The 17,054-nt window shown below is 40.1% G+C and carries 11 protein-coding genes; 7 read left to right on the top strand and 4 right to left on the bottom strand.

Translation table 11 applies throughout. The annotated features are described in order from the left end of the window. The first annotated feature begins 16 nt into the window (after positions 1-16). Entirely contained in the window at positions 17-883 is an 867-nt protein-coding gene (locus tag V7K30_RS13855) for a branched-chain amino acid ABC transporter permease (protein ID WP_335000021.1), read from the top strand. 21 nt (positions 884-904) lie between these two features. Here the strand turns inward: V7K30_RS13855 and V7K30_RS13850 are convergent, their stop codons facing one another. Then, complete coding sequence (locus V7K30_RS13850) at positions 905-1,042, bottom strand: photosystem I protein PsaX (protein WP_292740238.1); 138 nt, start codon at positions 1,040-1,042, stop codon at positions 905-907. A gap of 179 nt (positions 1,043-1,221) precedes the next feature. Continuing rightward, positions 1,222-2,142 (bottom strand): lipoyl synthase, encoded by a 921-nt coding sequence (gene lipA, locus V7K30_RS13845; RefSeq protein WP_335000018.1) that lies wholly within the window; start codon positions 2,140-2,142, stop codon positions 1,222-1,224. 341 nt (positions 2,143-2,483) lie between these two features. On the opposite strand from lipA, the gene V7K30_RS13840 reads away from it, so the two are divergent. Beyond that, entirely contained in the window at positions 2,484-3,182 is a 699-nt protein-coding gene (locus V7K30_RS13840; protein ID WP_335000016.1) for a response regulator, read from the top strand. Positions 3,183-3,819: 637 nt separating this feature from the next. Further along, positions 3,820-9,495 (top strand): trifunctional serine/threonine-protein kinase/ATP-binding protein/sensor histidine kinase, encoded by a 5,676-nt coding sequence (locus V7K30_RS13835; RefSeq protein ID WP_335000014.1) that lies wholly within the window; start codon positions 3,820-3,822, stop codon positions 9,493-9,495. A gap of 425 nt (positions 9,496-9,920) precedes the next feature. Here the strand turns inward: V7K30_RS13835 and V7K30_RS13830 are convergent, their stop codons facing one another. Both V7K30_RS13830 and V7K30_RS13825 read right to left on the bottom strand, forming a co-directional pair. Further along, on the bottom strand, positions 9,921-11,312 hold the full coding sequence (locus V7K30_RS13830; RefSeq protein ID WP_335000012.1) for a cytochrome P450: 1,392 nt from the start codon (positions 11,310-11,312) through the stop codon (positions 9,921-9,923). 173 nt (positions 11,313-11,485) lie between these two features. Then, positions 11,486-12,454: a terpene synthase family protein gene (locus V7K30_RS13825; RefSeq protein WP_335000010.1), complete on the bottom strand. Its 969-nt coding sequence runs from the start codon at positions 12,452-12,454 to the stop codon at positions 11,486-11,488. 402 nt (positions 12,455-12,856) lie between these two features. Between V7K30_RS13825 and V7K30_RS13820 the strand changes: the two genes are divergently transcribed. The 4 genes from V7K30_RS13820 (at position 12,857) to V7K30_RS13805 (ending at position 16,939) form a co-directional block, all read left to right on the top strand. Next, a complete protein-coding gene (locus tag V7K30_RS13820) occupies positions 12,857-13,030 on the top strand; it encodes a hypothetical protein (RefSeq protein WP_335000008.1) in 174 nt (57 codons plus the stop codon). Between the two features lie 36 nt (positions 13,031-13,066). Continuing rightward, a complete protein-coding gene (locus V7K30_RS13815; RefSeq protein WP_335000006.1) occupies positions 13,067-14,386 on the top strand; it encodes a hybrid sensor histidine kinase/response regulator in 1,320 nt (439 codons plus the stop codon). A 534-nt stretch (positions 14,387-14,920) separates the two neighbouring features. After that, entirely contained in the window at positions 14,921-15,463 is a 543-nt protein-coding gene (locus tag V7K30_RS13810; RefSeq protein ID WP_335000004.1) for a methanogen output domain 1-containing protein, read from the top strand. An 84-nt stretch (positions 15,464-15,547) separates the two neighbouring features. Then, a complete protein-coding gene (locus V7K30_RS13805) occupies positions 15,548-16,939 on the top strand; it encodes an ATP-binding protein (RefSeq protein ID WP_335000002.1) in 1,392 nt (463 codons plus the stop codon). Positions 16,940-17,054 lie beyond the last annotated feature (115 nt).

The raw sequence follows: 17,054 nt of genomic DNA, 5'->3' as shown, positions 1-17,054 counted from the left end.
AGCAACTGTAAGACTTATGGATACACAATTCGCCCAACTAATCGTTAATGGGATTGCGGTAGGGAGCATTATTGCTCTAGCCGCAGTCGGACTCACTCTTACCTATGGAATTTTACGGTTATCGAATTTTGCTCATGGTGACTTTCTAACTTTGGGAGCCTATCTGACCTGGCTGATAAACACTATTGGAGTCAATATTTGGCTGTCGATGATTCTGGCGGCGGCGGGAACAGTAGCAGCAATGCTGTTATCGGAAAAGTTACTGTGGTCAAAGATGCGCTCTATCCGGGCTACTTCCACTACGCTGATTATTATTTCTATCGGACTTGCCTTATTTCTTCGCAACGGCATTATTTTTATCTGGGGTGGCAGGAACCAAAATTATGATTTACCTGTTACCCCAGCTTTAGATATTTTGGGTTTAAAGGTGCCGCAAAATCAATTATTGGTATTGGGGTTGGCGGTGCTAGCAATTTTGGCACTGCATTACCTGCTGCAAAATACCAAAATTGGTAAGGCGATGCGAGCAGTTGCTGATGATCTGGACTTAGCCAGGGTTTCAGGTATCAATGTTGACCGAGTAATTTTCTGGACTTGGCTAATTGCTGGCACTCTTACCTCATTGGGCGGAAGTATGTATGGGTTAATTACAGCCGTGCGCCCGAATATGGGATGGTTTCTAATTTTACCATTATTTGCCTCAGTGATTCTTGGTGGGATTGGCAACCCTTACGGTGCGATCGCAGCAGCTTTTATTATTGGCATCGTCCAGGAAGTTAGCACTCCTTGGCTGGGTTCACAGTATAAACAAGGTGTAGCACTGTTGATCATGATTTTGGTGCTGCTCATTCGTCCCAAAGGTTTATTCAAAGGAACGATTTGAGCAGCACCATTCCACTTCTAACTATTCAATAATGTGGAAATAGTAGGCTGCTACCAGGAAATTGATAGCTAACAAGAACAGTGCCCAGCCTGTGCGATAGGCGTAGGGAGGTTTAGCTCCACTGTCGGCAACTGGGGAATTTTTAGCTTTAGCAGTCATAATGCGGTTCTCCTAATATCAGGACTTTTTAAGAAATACCAAACTGGTGTACCAAATATCCAAATTCTTTAAGAATATTTGTGTGAAGTTGGGAATTGGGCATGGGGCATAGGGCATGGGGCGTGGGGCATGGGGCATTGGTTATTTTTTCTTCCCTTGCTCCTCTGCTCCCCCACTCCCTACTCCCCACTCCCCACTCCCTCCTCTCCAGCATGGTAGGAACTGCGAACCAGAGGCCCAGAACGGACATGGTTAAATCCCATTTCCCATGCTAATCTGCCGAGTTGATCAAATTCCTCTGGAGTCCAATATTTTTGGACTGGCAGATGTTCTAAAGATGGACGCATATACTGCCCGATAGTCAAGCGATCGCACCCCACAGCCCTTAGAGCAGCCATTGCTTCAACGACTTCATCAAGCGTTTCTCCGTGTCCCAGCATCAAACCTGATTTGGTGGGAATTGTCGGATCGATTTCTTTGACCATAGCCAGTACTGATAGTGAGCGATCGTACTTGGCTCCCCGCCGCACTGGCCCAGTTAACCGTTCCACTGTCTCAATATTGTGATTAAAACAAGCTGGTTTGGCTTTTACAATCATCGCTATCCGCTGGCGTTGACCTGACTTCCCTACACCAGCACCACCCCAAAAATCTGGGGTCAGCACTTCAATTTGAGTCTCTGGGTTCAATTGGCGGATAGTCGCGATCGTCTTCACAAAGTGCCCTGCACCCTGATCGGGCAAGTCATCACGGGCTACAGAAGTCAGCACCACATAACGCAATCCTAAAAGCTGCACCGCCTGTGCTACCTTTTGGGGTTCCTCTAAATCAAGAGGCATTGGTGTATGACCTTTATCTACTTGACAGAAAGCACAAGAGCGTGTACAAGTAGGCCCCATTAGTAAGAAAGTTGCAGTTTTTTGGGCATAGCACTCTCCTCGGTTGGGACAACGTCCTTCTTCGCAAATCGTGTGAATTTGGCGCTGCTTAATAATGCGTTGTACGGTAGAGATTTCACTGGCTTTGCCAATCGGGCGACGTAACCAGCTAGGCATTGCCGTAATTTCAGACTTTAGTTCGGCTTGTTGTGACGAAATCATAGACATCCAAGCAAGATGCGGATATAGAGTAGTGGCCTGTCAATAAACAAATGATAGATAAGAATAGACGCAGGGAGGGGGAGAGGCGGGAATGCTCTTAATGAAGTCACCGTGTCTCCATGTCCTTATGCCCCAGATCAAAGCTAAAGCCTTAAATATCACCATGACATAAATCGAAAAGAGCGTAAGCAAAAGTTTTGCAAAACACCTCTAGCAATGTTATTTATACCGAAATATACTATCCCCCAATTGCTAGAAATTTTGTATATAGTGGGAGGATTCTCAAGGACAATCGGCAAAGCCGCTATTTACACTTAAAGTTTCTGTTAGAGCAAACAGTCGTGGCAAGCAACAAGATTTTAGTTATCGATGACACTACAGTTGTCAGGGTAAAAGTACGAGAAATGTTGCCTCCGGGCAATTTTGAGGTACTAGAAGCAAAAGACGGTTTGGAAGGACTAAATTTTATCCTTCAGGAAAAACTCAGCCTGATTATGCTGGATTTCCTGTTGCCTAAAATGAGTGGCTGGGAGGTTTTCCAGAAAGTTCAAGCCGATCCGGAGTTAAGGAAAATTCCTTTGGTGATCATGTCTGGTCGCAAGGAAGAGGTGACGGAGAAAATCACAGAACCCTTTGAATATTTTGAATTTCTGGGCAAGCCTTTTGATCAGAAGCAACTAATTAGCGCAATTAAGTTAGCGATGACCAAGGCGAAACAGCCGCGCCCAGAACTAGTTCCAGTAGGAGCAGCAGTTAGTGTTAAAAATGGCACAGTTGCAATTTCTGGAGTTGCAACTGCTACGGTAGCAGTCCCTAGCGTCGCAAATACTGCTACGGTAGGAGTCCCTACTGCTGCAAATACTGCGATCGCAACTCCTACTGCTGCAAATACTGCGATCGCAACCCCTAGTGCCGGAGGAGCCTCTAACGCAGAAATTAATGCGTTGAATGAGAAAATGGTCAAAATGCAAGCAGAAATTGATGGTTTGAAGAAACAGCTAACTCAGGTTGTGACTTTTATTAAACAAAAAATCAAGTAGCATTTGTGCTTGTTATTATTATCGCAGCCGAAAATACCCCGTCTTTAATAACGGGTGTCCGATTAAAAGCGGGTAAAAATAGTTAGTTCAAAAATACTTATGTTGACAAATCATCATTGATAACAAAATTCAAAAACAGGAAAAAATAACTAGCGATTATCTGCACCTCCATAATTTTTGAATTTTGAATTTTAAATTCCCCGTACTTCTACGGTGAAGCAAGCTACGCATAACGTCTTTGCAGGAGAAGGGGTTGAACTCAGTTGTTAGTCTAGCAAAGCAGCCCTAGACCCACTAAACCTGCCACAGTTTGCCCTTAAGTTAAGGATAACGGCAGGCTTTTTTATTATTTGGTCTGCTACATACCAAATTTGCGCCGAAAGTTGATAGCTAGTCCACAGATCGAAAGCAGCAAGAGCAAATATTTACCAGAGAAATTTGGTAGCAATATCCTTGGTAGCCTTATTTATTTATACCCAAATTAGCCTTTACGGAATTAATAGTTAAAGCTCAGATATTTAGTAAAAAATCATATTTTATAATACAAGTTAAACAAAAAAATCCTATTTCGTGATATTGATAGTCTTCGCAAGGGAATACTAAACCATAGAAACAAGAATTATGAGCATAGTCCGCAATGTTAGTAGTATTAGATGGATTATATGCGTTTCCTGGCTATCGCATCACTGAGCAAATCTACTTAGGCAGTAAAACCCTAGTTTATCGGGGCATTAGAGAACAAGACCAAAAATCAGTCGTTCTCAAATTGATGCGGAATGAATATCCTACGTTCGCGGAAATCGCCCAGTTCCGCAATCAATATATCATCACCAAAAACCTCGATCTTCCTGGCATAGTCAAAACCTATAGCCTAGAAAACTACCGTAACAGCTACATCCTAGTGATGGAAGATTTTGGCGGCATTTCCCTCCAAGACTGGCGACTGGAGGACAAGGGGAAAGAGGAAAATAGGGTTTCCCTCAATGAGTTTTTCCACATAGCTATTGAAATTGTTTCTACCCTTGAAGGACTGCATCGCGATCGCATCATTCACAAAGACATCAAGCCTGCCAACATCCTAATAAACCCTACCACAGATGAAATAAAACTCATCGACTTTAGTATTGCCACCCTCCTGCCAAGAGAAATTCAATTTATCACGAATCCCAACATCTTAGAAGGGACGCTAGCTTACATTTCCCCAGAACAAACCGGAAGAATGAACCGAGGTATTGACTACCGCACTGATTTTTATTCCCTCGGTGTCACCTTCTTTCAACTCCTCACCGGACAGTTACCCTTCACCACTAAAGATCCGATGGAGTTAGTTTACTCTCACATTGCCAAACAACCGCTAAAAGCCAGTCGGATTAACTCCGATATTCCGCCAATTTTGTCTGACATTATCAGCAAGCTGATGGCAAAAAATGCCGAAGACCGCTATCAAAGTGCTTTAGGGTTAAAACGTGACTTGGAGGTGTGTCAAAGCCAGTGGCAAGAAATAGGAAATATTGCACCCTTTGAACTAGGTGTGAGGGACATCTCAGACCGTTTCGTAATCCCCGAAAAACTCTATGGCCGCCAAAGTGAAGTTGAGACCCTACTCGCTGCTTTTAAGCGTGTGACAGAGGGGGCAACAGAAATGATATTAGTCGCAGGTTTCTCTGGCATTGGCAAAACTGCTGTGGTCAATGAAGTTCACAAACCTATTGTGCGGCAGCGTAGTTATTTCATCAAAGGAAAATTTGACCAGTTTCAACGTGACATTCCCTTGTCAGGATTGGTGCAAGCTTTTCGGGACTTAATCGGGCAACTGCTCTCGGAAACTGATGCCCAGATTCAACAGTGGAAAGCCAAAGTTATACGGGAATTGGGTACACAAACTCAGGTGATTATTGATGTAATTCCTGAACTGGAACAGATTATTGGCAAGCAACCTCCGGTTACAGAACTCTCTGGCGGTGCTGCCCAAAATCGTTTCAATTTATTGTTTCAAAAATTCATCCAAATCTTCACCACGAAAGAACATCCCCTGGTTATCTTTCTGGATGACTTGCAATGGGCAGATACGGCATCTTTGAAATTAATTCAGTTATTAATGTGTGAAAGCACGTTGTCTTCTCTTTCAGGAGAGACAGAACAGATGCGTGAAACTAAGGGGGGTTTCTTGTTAGTTGCTTCGTATCGAGATAATGAAGTTTCCAAGGCACATCCGCTTTATTTGACACTACAGGAGATTAAAAAAGCAAAAGCAATCATTAATACGATCACTCTTAAACCCTTAAATCAGGGCGATTTAAATCATCTAATTGCTGATACCCTTCATTGTCCTGAATTAATTGCTGTTCCTCTCACGCAGATGGTGTTTGCCAAAACTAAAGGCAATCCCTTCTTTTCTGTCCAATTTCTTAAGTCTTTACACGATGATGGGCTAATTGTATTAAACTTTGACGCTGGTCATTGGCAGTATGATATTTCAAAAGTCAAAGAATTAGCTCTCACAGATGATGTAGTAGAATTTATCGCGCTGCAAATAGAAAAATTGCCAATATATACCCAAAAAGTTCTGAAACTTGCTGCCTGTATTGGGAATCAATTTGACTTAAAAACTCTGGCGATCGTCAATGAAAAATCTGTAGTAGATACAGCATCAGATTTGTGGCAAGCATTACTTGATGGGCTAGTTTTACCACAGACTGAGAATTATAACATCTTTCCCAAAGATAATACTAATCAAGAATTTATCGTTCATGGAATAGAATCTACACAATTCCCAATTTCTAATTTACAGTTGCCTAAATATAAATTTGTCCATGACCGAGTGCAGCAAGCCGCTTATTCTTTGATTCCCGAAAAACAAAAAAAACCAATTCACTTAAAAATTGGGCTACTGTTATTGAACAATATTTCAGTTGCAGAACAGGAAGAAAAGATTTTTGAGCTTGTCAATCAGTTTAATATCGCAGTGGAATTCATCTCTCCTCAAGCTAAACGAGATGAACTGGGCCAGATGAATTTAATTGCTGGACGTAAAGCTTTAGCATCAACAGCTTATCCAACTGCGGTTAAATATTTAACTACCGGCATCCAACTGCTGGCAGGTGATAGTTGGGAGACGAAACATCATCTCACCCTTGCTTTATATGAGACTGCGACAGAGGCAGCATACCTGGCTGGCAATTTTGAACACATGGAGGAATTAGCAGAGGTGGTGTTGGTACGTAAAACACTGCTAGAAAAAGTGAAAGTTTATGAAGTCAAAATTCAGGCTTATGGGGCGCAGAACCAAGCACTGAAGGCTGTAAATACAGCCCTAACCTTTTTGAAACTTTTGGGAGTGGAGTTTCCTGAGAATCCAGGCCAGTCTGATATTCAGCTAGCAATGGCGGAATTAGCATTAAATCTGAATGGTAGGCGCATTGATGACTTAATGAACCTACCAGAGATGACAGAAGCGCAGCAGATAGCAGCTATGCGTATCCTATCAGCTGTAACTGCTGTTAGCTATTCAGTCACTCCTGAACTGTTTCCGCTGATTGTTATTAAACAAATCAATTTATCGCTCAAATATGGTAATACTTCCTCGTCTGCTTATGCGTATGTTGCTTACGGGGTAATTCTCTGCGGGGTAGTGGGAGATATTGAATCTGGCTATCAATTTGGCAAATTAGCTTTGAGCCTTTTAGTTAAATTCAATGTTAAAGAAGTTAAAACTAAGATCATGATGGTATTCTATACAGCTATCTGGCATTGGAAGGAGCATACCAGGGAAATATTAAAACCTTTGCTTGAGGCTTACTCTGCCGGGCTAGAAACTGGGGATTTAGAACATGCAGCCTATTGTCTTAACAATTATTGCTACTCTACATATTTCATCGGTAGAGAACTGACAGAGGTGGAACGGGATATAGCAACTTACAGCAATGCCATCAGACAAATTAAGCAAGAAACAATATTTAACTGGAATAGCATATATCAGCAGAGTATTTTAAACTGGCTGGGAAATGTTATAAATCCCTGTTATTTAGTCGGGAAAGCATATAATGAGGAGATAATACAGCCGCTTCATCTTCAAACCAATGATGTTATAGGACTTTTATATTTATATTACAATAAATTGCAATTATGTTACTCATTTCATGAGTTCCCTCAAGCAGTTGAAAATGCTACTTTGGCAGAAAAGTATTTAGATGGTGGTATAGGACAGCTAGTTTTTCCTCTTTTCCATTTTTACGATTCACTGGCTAGACTTGCGGTGTATTCTGAGGCATCTGCTTCTGAACAAAAGCTTATTCTCGATAAAGTACAAGCCAATCAGGACAAGATGCAAAAATGGGCGCATCATGCCCCCATGAATTATTTACACAAATATTATCTTGTAGAGGCTGAACGGCATCGAATTGGAGATCAATATATTGAAGCAATGGAATCGTATGATCGTGCTATCTCCCTCGCGAAAAAACATGAGTATATCAACGAAGAAGCTCTGGCTAACGAACTTGCAGCTAAATTTTATCTAGAATGGGACAAAGATAAGATTGCCCAAACTTACCTAACTGATGCCTATTATTGCTACGTTCGCTGGGGAGCGTTAGCCAAGGTTGACGATTTGGCAAAAAGCTATCCCCAATTACTTGCTCCCATATTTCAGCAAGAAAAAGTAAGTATCAATTCCAGCGAGGAAAGCACTTCTTTCAATAACAGATCTATATCATCTTTATCTACCCTGAGTAATCAACAAACTCTTATTGGCTCGAAGACAAGTATTTCTAACTCTCTGGATTTAGCCGCATTCATTAAAGCATCTCAAGCCCTCTCTGGTGAAATCGAGCTTGAACGACTACTTTCTACTTTAATGAAAGTTGTGATGGAGAATGCAGGAGCCTCTAAATGTGCTTTGATTTTAAGCGAAGGTGATAACTTAGCATTAACTGTCACGGCTGTTTGTTCAAGTTCAACTTTTGAGCAAACCTACACAGAGTTTCCATCAACTTACCTTGAGTCAAGCTATGATGTTCCGATTACTTTGATTAACTACGTTAAGCGCTCCAGAGAAATCTTAGTTATTGATGATGCAATGGCTGTTTCTTTTCTAGCAGGTGATAGCTACATTATTAGTGAAGAACCTAAGAGTTTGTTGTCTATACCTCTTCTAAATCAAGGTAAATTAATTGGAATTCTTTATCTAGAAAATCATCTGACGACAGGAGCATTTACACGCGATCGCGTAGAAGTTCTCAAACTCCTCACCACTCAAGCAGCAATATCCCTAGAAAATGCTATCCTCTATAAAAATTTGGCGCAAGCTAAAGAAAGCTTAGAGGAATATAATCATACTCTAGAAGAAAAAGTCCAGGACAGAACACAGCAACTTAACAACAAAAATCACTGTTTAGAAGAAGCTCTACAGGAATTACAACGTACCCAGATCCAATTGATCCAAAGTGAAAAAATGTCTTCTTTGGGACAAATGGTGGCGGGAATTGCCCATGAAATCAATAACCCTATTAACTTTATTCATGGAAATATTAATCATGCTAGTGAGTATGTCCAAGACTTGTTGCATCTGGTAGTTGTTTATCAGCAAGAATATCCTCGTCCTTCGCCTTTAATTGAGGAGAAAGCTGAGGAGATTGACATAGATTTCCTAGCAGAAGACTTGCCAAAGATTCTAGATTCAATGAAAGTCGGGAGTTCGCGTATCCGGAATATTGTTTTGGGCTTACGCAACTTTTCTCGTCTAGATGAATCTGAGATGAAGCCTGTAGATGTACATGAGGGAATAGACAACACCTTAATGATTTTGCAGTACCGACTTAAAGAAAAGAGCAATTTTCCGGAAATTGAAGTCATCAAACAATACGGAAATTTACCGGAAGTTATTTGTTATCCTGGTCAACTCAATCAGGTATTTATGAATATCCTGAGTAATGCAATTGATGCTTTAGAAGATTCATTTTTCATTGGTCATCCATCATTGGTAAATGACAAAGAACAAATAACAAAGGACATAGACGCGTCAGCAGCTTCTCATAGGGTAGGACAAATTCACATCTTTACTGAACTAACAGATTCTAATACGGCGATAATTCGGATTGCCGATAACGGTTCTGGTATGACAAAAGCGGTGCAGCAGAAAATATTTGACCCATTTTTTACTACCAAGTTGGTAGGAAGTGGTACGGGGTTAGGGTTATCGATTAGCTATCAAATTATTGTGGACAAACACAAGGGTAGTTTAACCTGTGAGTCCTCATTAGGAGGGGGAACTGAGTTCGTGATTGAGATCCCGATGCTACAGTCAGATATCTAGACTAGTAACACTTCTTTTAAAATACAAAGTTGGGTTAAATAAAGCGAAACCTAACATTTGGAAGTTTGTCGAGTTTTGCTTTGCTCTACCCAACCTACAATTCTAAAAACTGGGTGATTTCTAAGAGGATGTTTGAAAAGTCATGATTGATGTATCAAATATTTTTTTACCCCACCCTAACCCTCCCCTTATAAAGGGGAGGGAACTGGATTTTCTTGTTTCCCCCCAATATATCGGGGGGATTAAGGAGGGTAAGAATGTGATTAAAAGCACAATATACCACTTTTGAAACATCCTCTAAGACTCATCAAAACAACTCTGACAAGCTACTAGAACACCAATTCAGTAATCCTGGAAGAACCTCTCCCCAACCTTTGTAGGGAGGGAGGCTGAGGGGTTAGGTTTTCGATTCCTGAATCGATGCTCTAGGATACGGGTGTAGTTGTCATATTAACTAAAGACTCTTGACGCGCACGTCGTCCTGTAATTACCATCTTGACTCCACTGGAAGGCGCAAGGGTAAAACCTCGACGCTGAGGTCGCTCTGGACGCTGATCAACTAGCGCCAAATGATAGCGTGACAAAACGGTTGCTAATACTAGCTTCATTTGAAATAGAGCCAAAGCCTCGCCAATACAACGACGGACACCGCCACCAAAAGGTAGAAATTCATAGGGAGAAAATTGGCTCTCAATAAAGCGCTCTGGTTGAAACTCCTTCGGTTGAGGATATAAATCCTCACGCTGATGAGTGAGATAAATACAGGGAAGCAGTACAGTCCCAGGCTCTAAAGGGTGTCGCAGTAGTTTAATGGGTTCTTGCACCACTCTGGGGAACGAGAACATGAAAACAGGATGGATTCGCAAAGTTTCATTGCAGACAGCTGTGAGATATGGCAGTCGATAAATGCTTATTGGATCTGGCAAATCACCAAGGGTATCGAGTTCATCAAGTAGTTTTTCAAGGACTAGGGGCTTTTGGTGAATCCAGTACAATCCCCAAGCCATTGCTGTTGCCGTAGTTTCATATCCTGCAAGCATCAAGGTCATCAACTGATCGCGCAACTCTAGATCCGTCATTAATTGACCAGCGTCATCCTGCGCTGACATAAGCAAGGAGAGTATATCGATGGATTTTGGATCGAGTTGCTGCCTACGTTCCGCAATTTCAGCATAGATCAATTCATCAATTTGTTGACGATCGCGCAGAAATTTTCCCCAAGGACTCCAAGTTCCTAAATCCTTTTGCAAGAATGAGAAAAAGAATAAACTAGAAGTAAAGGGCGAGCGAAAAAGATCCAATAGCAATAGCATTAGACGCTTAAGTTGTTGAAATCTTTCTCCCTCATCCAAACCAAAGACAACCTGTAAGATGACTTGTAGTGATATCTCCTGTGTTAAATTTCGAGCAGAAAAGGGCTGATCAAGTGGTAACTGACTAAAAACTTTTGCAGTCAGACTACAAATCTGCTGACCATAGGCTTGCATTCGCTCTCCATGAAAAGCAGGCATCACGAGTTGACGCTGTTGTTTGTGACTAGTCCCCTCCAGTAAGGAGAGTGAATGTTTCCCTACTAAGGGTTCCAGAATTTTGTTCGCATCACCAACAGCAATAAACTTCTTTCTATCATTAGTTAAAATTTCCTGGATTGCCTGGGGATGGTTCACAAAGACTACTGTGTCACCAAAACCGATTATCTTACCAGTAAAAATATCGGGATACTGTTGAGCTGCATTTTCCATATAGCTAACAGGGTCAGTAACCCACTGAAGCTTTTGTAGCAAAGAGGGGGTTTTGAGAGGATTAGGTAGTTGCATTTAATGTTTCATTTTGAAATTGTGCTAATTTTCCACCTTCACTTTTCGAGTAATAAGCTCTTGGCTATTTAATTTTTATGTTCAAATGCTCCACTGTAAGAACTACAAGCTGCAAAAAGTACAAGTAAAATGCGCGACAGTTTCCTACTTAGCTTAGAACAGTTGTAATTCTTTTAAGATTTAATTACCTCTAGCTTTTCAGCAGTCTGATAGCGAGTAGTTTGAGCACACCAATCGAGGTTGGCACTTATCCAGCTATGCAATCCTGATATATATTTTGCGAGTTCAGCATCTATTTCTTCTCCAAAAGTGGGAATAGATGCTTCTAAAATCATCATAGTTCGCACGTCTTGATCGTGGATTTCGGCAGCACGCTTAATTGCTTGTTCCAGAGGCAACTTCTGTTGATAATGCAGTACCAACACTAAATTATGAACGTCGCCATCTGCCATTTCCCTGAGTGCCGAGAAAATATCGTTACCCCAGCAAAGAACCTTAGTTGCCATCAGTTTTAGTTTTTTCACGATGTCGTGTTCTCGGACAAAATCAGGAATTATTAAATGGTCGCAAAATTCAATCAATTCGATAACAGGTTCCACCCCTCCAGCTAATATACGTATCGCCATATAAATGTCAATATCAGGTACAACTCCCTGGATACGATTAGTTGCTTCCTCGACACATCCTTGGAAGTAGCCTTTAAAGCTACGGAGGAAGTGATGAAACCATTTCGTGTTTCCTCTTTCGAGTATCCGATATCTTAAGTTACTTAAGGCATGAGCGAGAGGTACATCTTGATTCGTAAGTTCTTCCCCATTTAATATTTCCAAAAATCTATTATGAAAACCCTTTAGTAGTTCAGGTTGTTTTCCTAAATCTGACAAATCGCATTGGTCATCCCAAATAAATAACCAGCTCAATAAGTCATTTGCAATCTTCAGTTCTTCAAGCTGGCAGGAAGGGTAAGTACCCGCAGCTAGTAAAAAAAAATTTGCCTTGGAGAAACGCTGATAAGACGATTCATCTGCCAGAAGGTTGAAGCGCAGTACCCATTCAAAAGCATACTCTTGCAAAACATCTACATGTTTATTTATCTGGGTTGGAAATGGGCAGTATAAATCAGGAATAGTGATTTCTTTCATAATAAATAGACTTCATGAAGTTATTAAGGATTTAAGAGAGATAGTTTTTTAATTTAATTCCTAGTCACATCATTCTTGCACAGCCAGTAAACTAGCTTTACATCACTAGTGGTAATGTTTCAAAGGATGTAAATATTACCCGCCTTAATCAGCAATTGTTCATTATATTTTTTAAAAAGATATCCGAAAATATATGGATTTCAGATTATCTTAGAAAAATATTTATGGATATTTGTGTTCACTATAAATACAGATTACAAACTGACAAAATTAGTAGTAAGCATCAGCAAGATTATTCAGAACTAACGCTAATTTTCTAAAAAGACAAGGGTAATAATGACTAATTTAAGAGCGATCGCCTTCATGAAAGAGGATGTTCAACTCTGGTGAAAGTGAAAATTGATGGTTGATGTCCATACTATAGCGATCGCCCCAGCGAAAAGCTGTGGGCAATTTAGTGTGAGAATGTTGCTGTTATCAGAGTTTTTGGGAACTATAGAATTGTCAGACGAGAAATTTGTCAGTCAGTCTGCCAATAAAATAGAGGTGACTAAGCTGCGATCGCAGGGCGAATAGAGAACAACTAACAAGGAGGGAAATTAATTTAAATACATGAATTATACGCCAGATACAAAAACGCTTAATGTACCAGAAGATAGTTTAATATTAGTAGTAGATGATACTACTACTAATTTAGAATTTGTCTTTGAGATATTAACTAATGTCGGCTTTAAAGTTACTACAGAAAATGATGGTGAAAGGGCACTTAAACAGGTTGAATCTAGGATACCTGATTTGATTTTATTAGATGTAATGATGCCGGGTATAGATGGATTTGAAACCTGTAAAAGGCTGAAAGAGAATTCGGCTACTTGTGATATACCCGTAATTTTTATGACGGCAAATTCTGATAATGATAGTAAAGTAAAGGGTTTAAGTATAGGAGCAGTTGATTACATCACCAAACCCTTTCATGAAGAAGAATTATTAGCTAGAATTAAAACCCATCTTCAATTACGAAATCTGACAAAAACTTTAGAAAAGCGAGTTGCAGAAAGGACAGCAGCGCTGTCTAGGGCATTAAAAGACCTACAAGAGTCTCAACTTCAGCTTGTACAGACAGAAAAAATGTCCGCCCTTGGTCAATTAGTAGCAGGAGTTGCTCATGAAATTAATAATCCAGTTGGTTTCATTCATGGAAATCTTGGACACGCTTCAGTATATTTCCAAGACATGATTAACCTCATTGATCTCTATCAGCTGCACTATCCTAATCCGGTTCCAGAAATTCAAGAGGAAATTGCAGCCATAGATTTGAAGTATATGCTTTCTGATCTACCTAATTTAATTTCCTCAATGAAAGAGGGTGTTCAGCGCATTCGCAACATTAGTACCAGTCTGAGAACCTTTTCTCGTTCAGATAGCGATCGCAAAATTTCTTGCAACATTCATGATGGCATCGACAGTACAATCATGATTCTCAAACACCGCTTAAAAGCATCCGAGGATCGACCCGATATTCAAGTAATTAAATATTACGATAATTTGCCAGAATTAGAATGCTTTATCGGACAACTAAATCAGGTATTTATGAATTTATTAGCTAATGCTATTGATGCTTTAGAGGAGTCTAATACAGGACGCACCTATATTGAAATTGAAGCAAATCCCAATCAAGTTTTGATTCAAACTACTCTTACTGAAGATAAAAATCATATCTTGATTCGCATTAAAGATAATGGCGCGGGAATGTCGGCTGATGTCCAGCAAAAAATATTTGACTATTTATTCACCACCAAGCCTGTGGGTCAAGGCACAGGATTAGGATTATCAATAGCCCGTCAAATTGTTGTGGAAAAACATGGAGGAACTATAGAGGTAAATTCAGGACTAGGACAAGGTTCAGAGTTTATCATTAAGCTTCCCATTTAAGAATCATAGTAAGTCGTGTTATAGACATCTTGGAAATTTTTTTCTCCTGTGATTGACGCTATGCATAGCTTGTTCAAAAGTAGGAGTAGGCTACCCTAGCCTTTTCATAGGGAATTAATACATCAGCAAAATGTTTCTGACAAGTTAGGAACTCTAATCCTGTAGATAGATGATTCTCAATAAATATAAATTTATGTTTAAGACAGTAGTAGGTCACAGTAACGATCCAGATTCTCTATAAGCAGTGACGGTTTCAGAGCAACAAAATTTATTTATGGAAAACAGGAAACTTTTATCCTGATTGTGAACAAGCGGATTTATGCGTGGGGTGATAATGCGGACGTAAGCTAAAATAGACTTTGCAAAATCGGGAACTGTCGGAATGACAAGGTGTAGAATTTGTGATCAACACTACCAATTCGTTAGAAACAAAAGCAAGCATTAAATTATCTGAAGAAAGAGATTAAGCAGTTACTTTAGAGGCATTTTGGGGAACTCTAGAACTGTAGTTACAAAATTGTGTCCTCAAAATTTATGACCAATGCACTTAGCCACTCAATAGCTACGCTTAATCTTTCTTTAGAGCGCGATATATTTTTACGTACATTAATCAGAGAACTATCTGGCACTTTGCAGGACATAGTTGGCTTAGAAGAAGCTTCTGGATTTATTAGTGTAGTTGGTGAAAGGATGGGTAAGCAGCTCAACCAAGATTACAAATCTGCCCTGGAAGTCTCCAACCTTTCTCGTAAGCAGGTAGCTGATGTCTTGGTTGATTTAAAAAGACGAATCCAGGGCGATTTTTATGTCATTGAGCAGAATGATGAAAAAATTGTCTTTGGCAACCGCGTCTGCCCATTTGGCGAAAAAGTACTTAATCGCCCTGCCATGTGCATGATGACTTCAAACGTCTTTGGGACGATCGCAGCTAATAATCTGGGATATGCGAAAGTAGAATTGCAAGAGACTATAGCAAAGGGTGATCCTGGATGTAGAGTTATTGTTTACTTAAAACTTACAGAAGAGGCAGAAGATGCAGAAGGTCGAGAATACTTTAAAGGACTAGAATCTGTCTAAAGCCTTCAGCACTAAACCAACCCCAGAATACAAGCTTGAGTGCAGATATGTAAAGTAGAGTCGAACCCTGAAATTGAAAGCCCTATGACTCCTGAACAATTTCTTGAATTTGCCAGAGTTTTCCCAGAACCTTTACTCCTGGTGAGTGGAGAGGGTCAGTTGTTAGCTACCAATCAACCAGTTGCAGATATGTTGGGGTTACGCCGTCAGGAACTGCGGGGAAGAATGCTCTTTGAACTTGTAACTGAGTCTACCAACGATATTGTAAAGTATCTGCAAGCCTGTTCTAGTAGCAGGGCAATGGTTATTGGCTCCTTAACTTTACGAAAGAATGATGCACAAACGTTAATATGTCGTAGTCAAGGAGCCGTTATTCAACCTTGGTCTCCTGAATCTTCAGCTTTAATTCTCTTACGCTTGGAAAATAGAACTTTAGCCAGCAGTAATTTCGTTCTCCTGAACGAGAAAATCGATCAGTTAGCAAAAGAAGTTCAGAGACGTAAACAGGCGGAGTCAGCGCTCCGGGAAGCGAATCAAGAGCTAGAAATTCGGGTTGAGGAACGTACAACTGCTTTACAAGAAACACTAAACCAACTGCAACTTACCCAAACTCAGCTTATCCAAGCTGAGAAAATGTCTAGTTTAGGTCAGATGGTCGCTGGTATTGCCCATGAAATTAATAACCCCGTGAGTTTTATTTATGGGAACCTTCACCATGCCCATAAATACACTCAGGATTTACTGAAATTGGTGCAAATTTATCAACAACTTTGTCCAGATACTCCTCCAGAAATCCAAGAGCAAGTAGAAGAAATAGATTTAGATTTTCTGATTCAAGATATAACTAAACTCTTTCAGTCAATGGCAGTAGGAACAGAACGCATTCAGGAAATTGTTAAATCACTACGTAGCTTTTCCCGACTGGATGAAGCAGAACTTAAGGAAGTTAATATCCATGAAGGAATTGATAGTACTTTAATGATTTTGGAGCATCGCCTGCAAGCTAAACATGAGTATCCAGAAATCAAAGTCATCAAAAAATATAGTCAACTGCCGAATGTAACTTGTTCCCCTGGTCAACTCAACCAAGTGTTTATGAATATTCTTGCTAATGCGATCGATGCACTGGAGGTGTCGGCAATCAATGGTCAGTGGTCAGCAGTCAATTCACAAACTACTGACAATCAAAAACTCGCAAAGAATAATCCCCAAATTCAAATTAAAACTGAGGTAATCGATGAAAAATGGATAGCGGTTAGTATTGCTGATAATGGTTTGGGGATAAATGAACAAGTTCGCTCAAAGCTATTTGATCCGTTTTTCACCACTAAAGCTGTGGGCAAAGGTACTGGACTAGGGCTATATATAAGCTATCAGATTATAGTTGAAAAACATAACGGACAACTTAGCTGTTTTTCTGCTCCAGGAAAAGGTGCAGAATTTGTAATTAAGATACCTATTAGCTCAGTTTCATAAAGTTTAATTACTACTTTAGTATTTTTGCCAAAAATCAAGATAACGATGATCTATTAGGAATAGTTTTATTTATATAGGGCTAATATTTAATTTTTGAAATATCCGTAGGGTGTGT

Origin of the sequence: Nostoc sp., from assembly GCF_036917655.1 — a bacterium.
Taxonomy (GTDB): Bacteria; Cyanobacteriota; Cyanobacteriia; order Cyanobacteriales; family Nostocaceae; genus Nostoc.
This window is presented reverse-complemented; position numbering and strand designations above follow the sequence as displayed.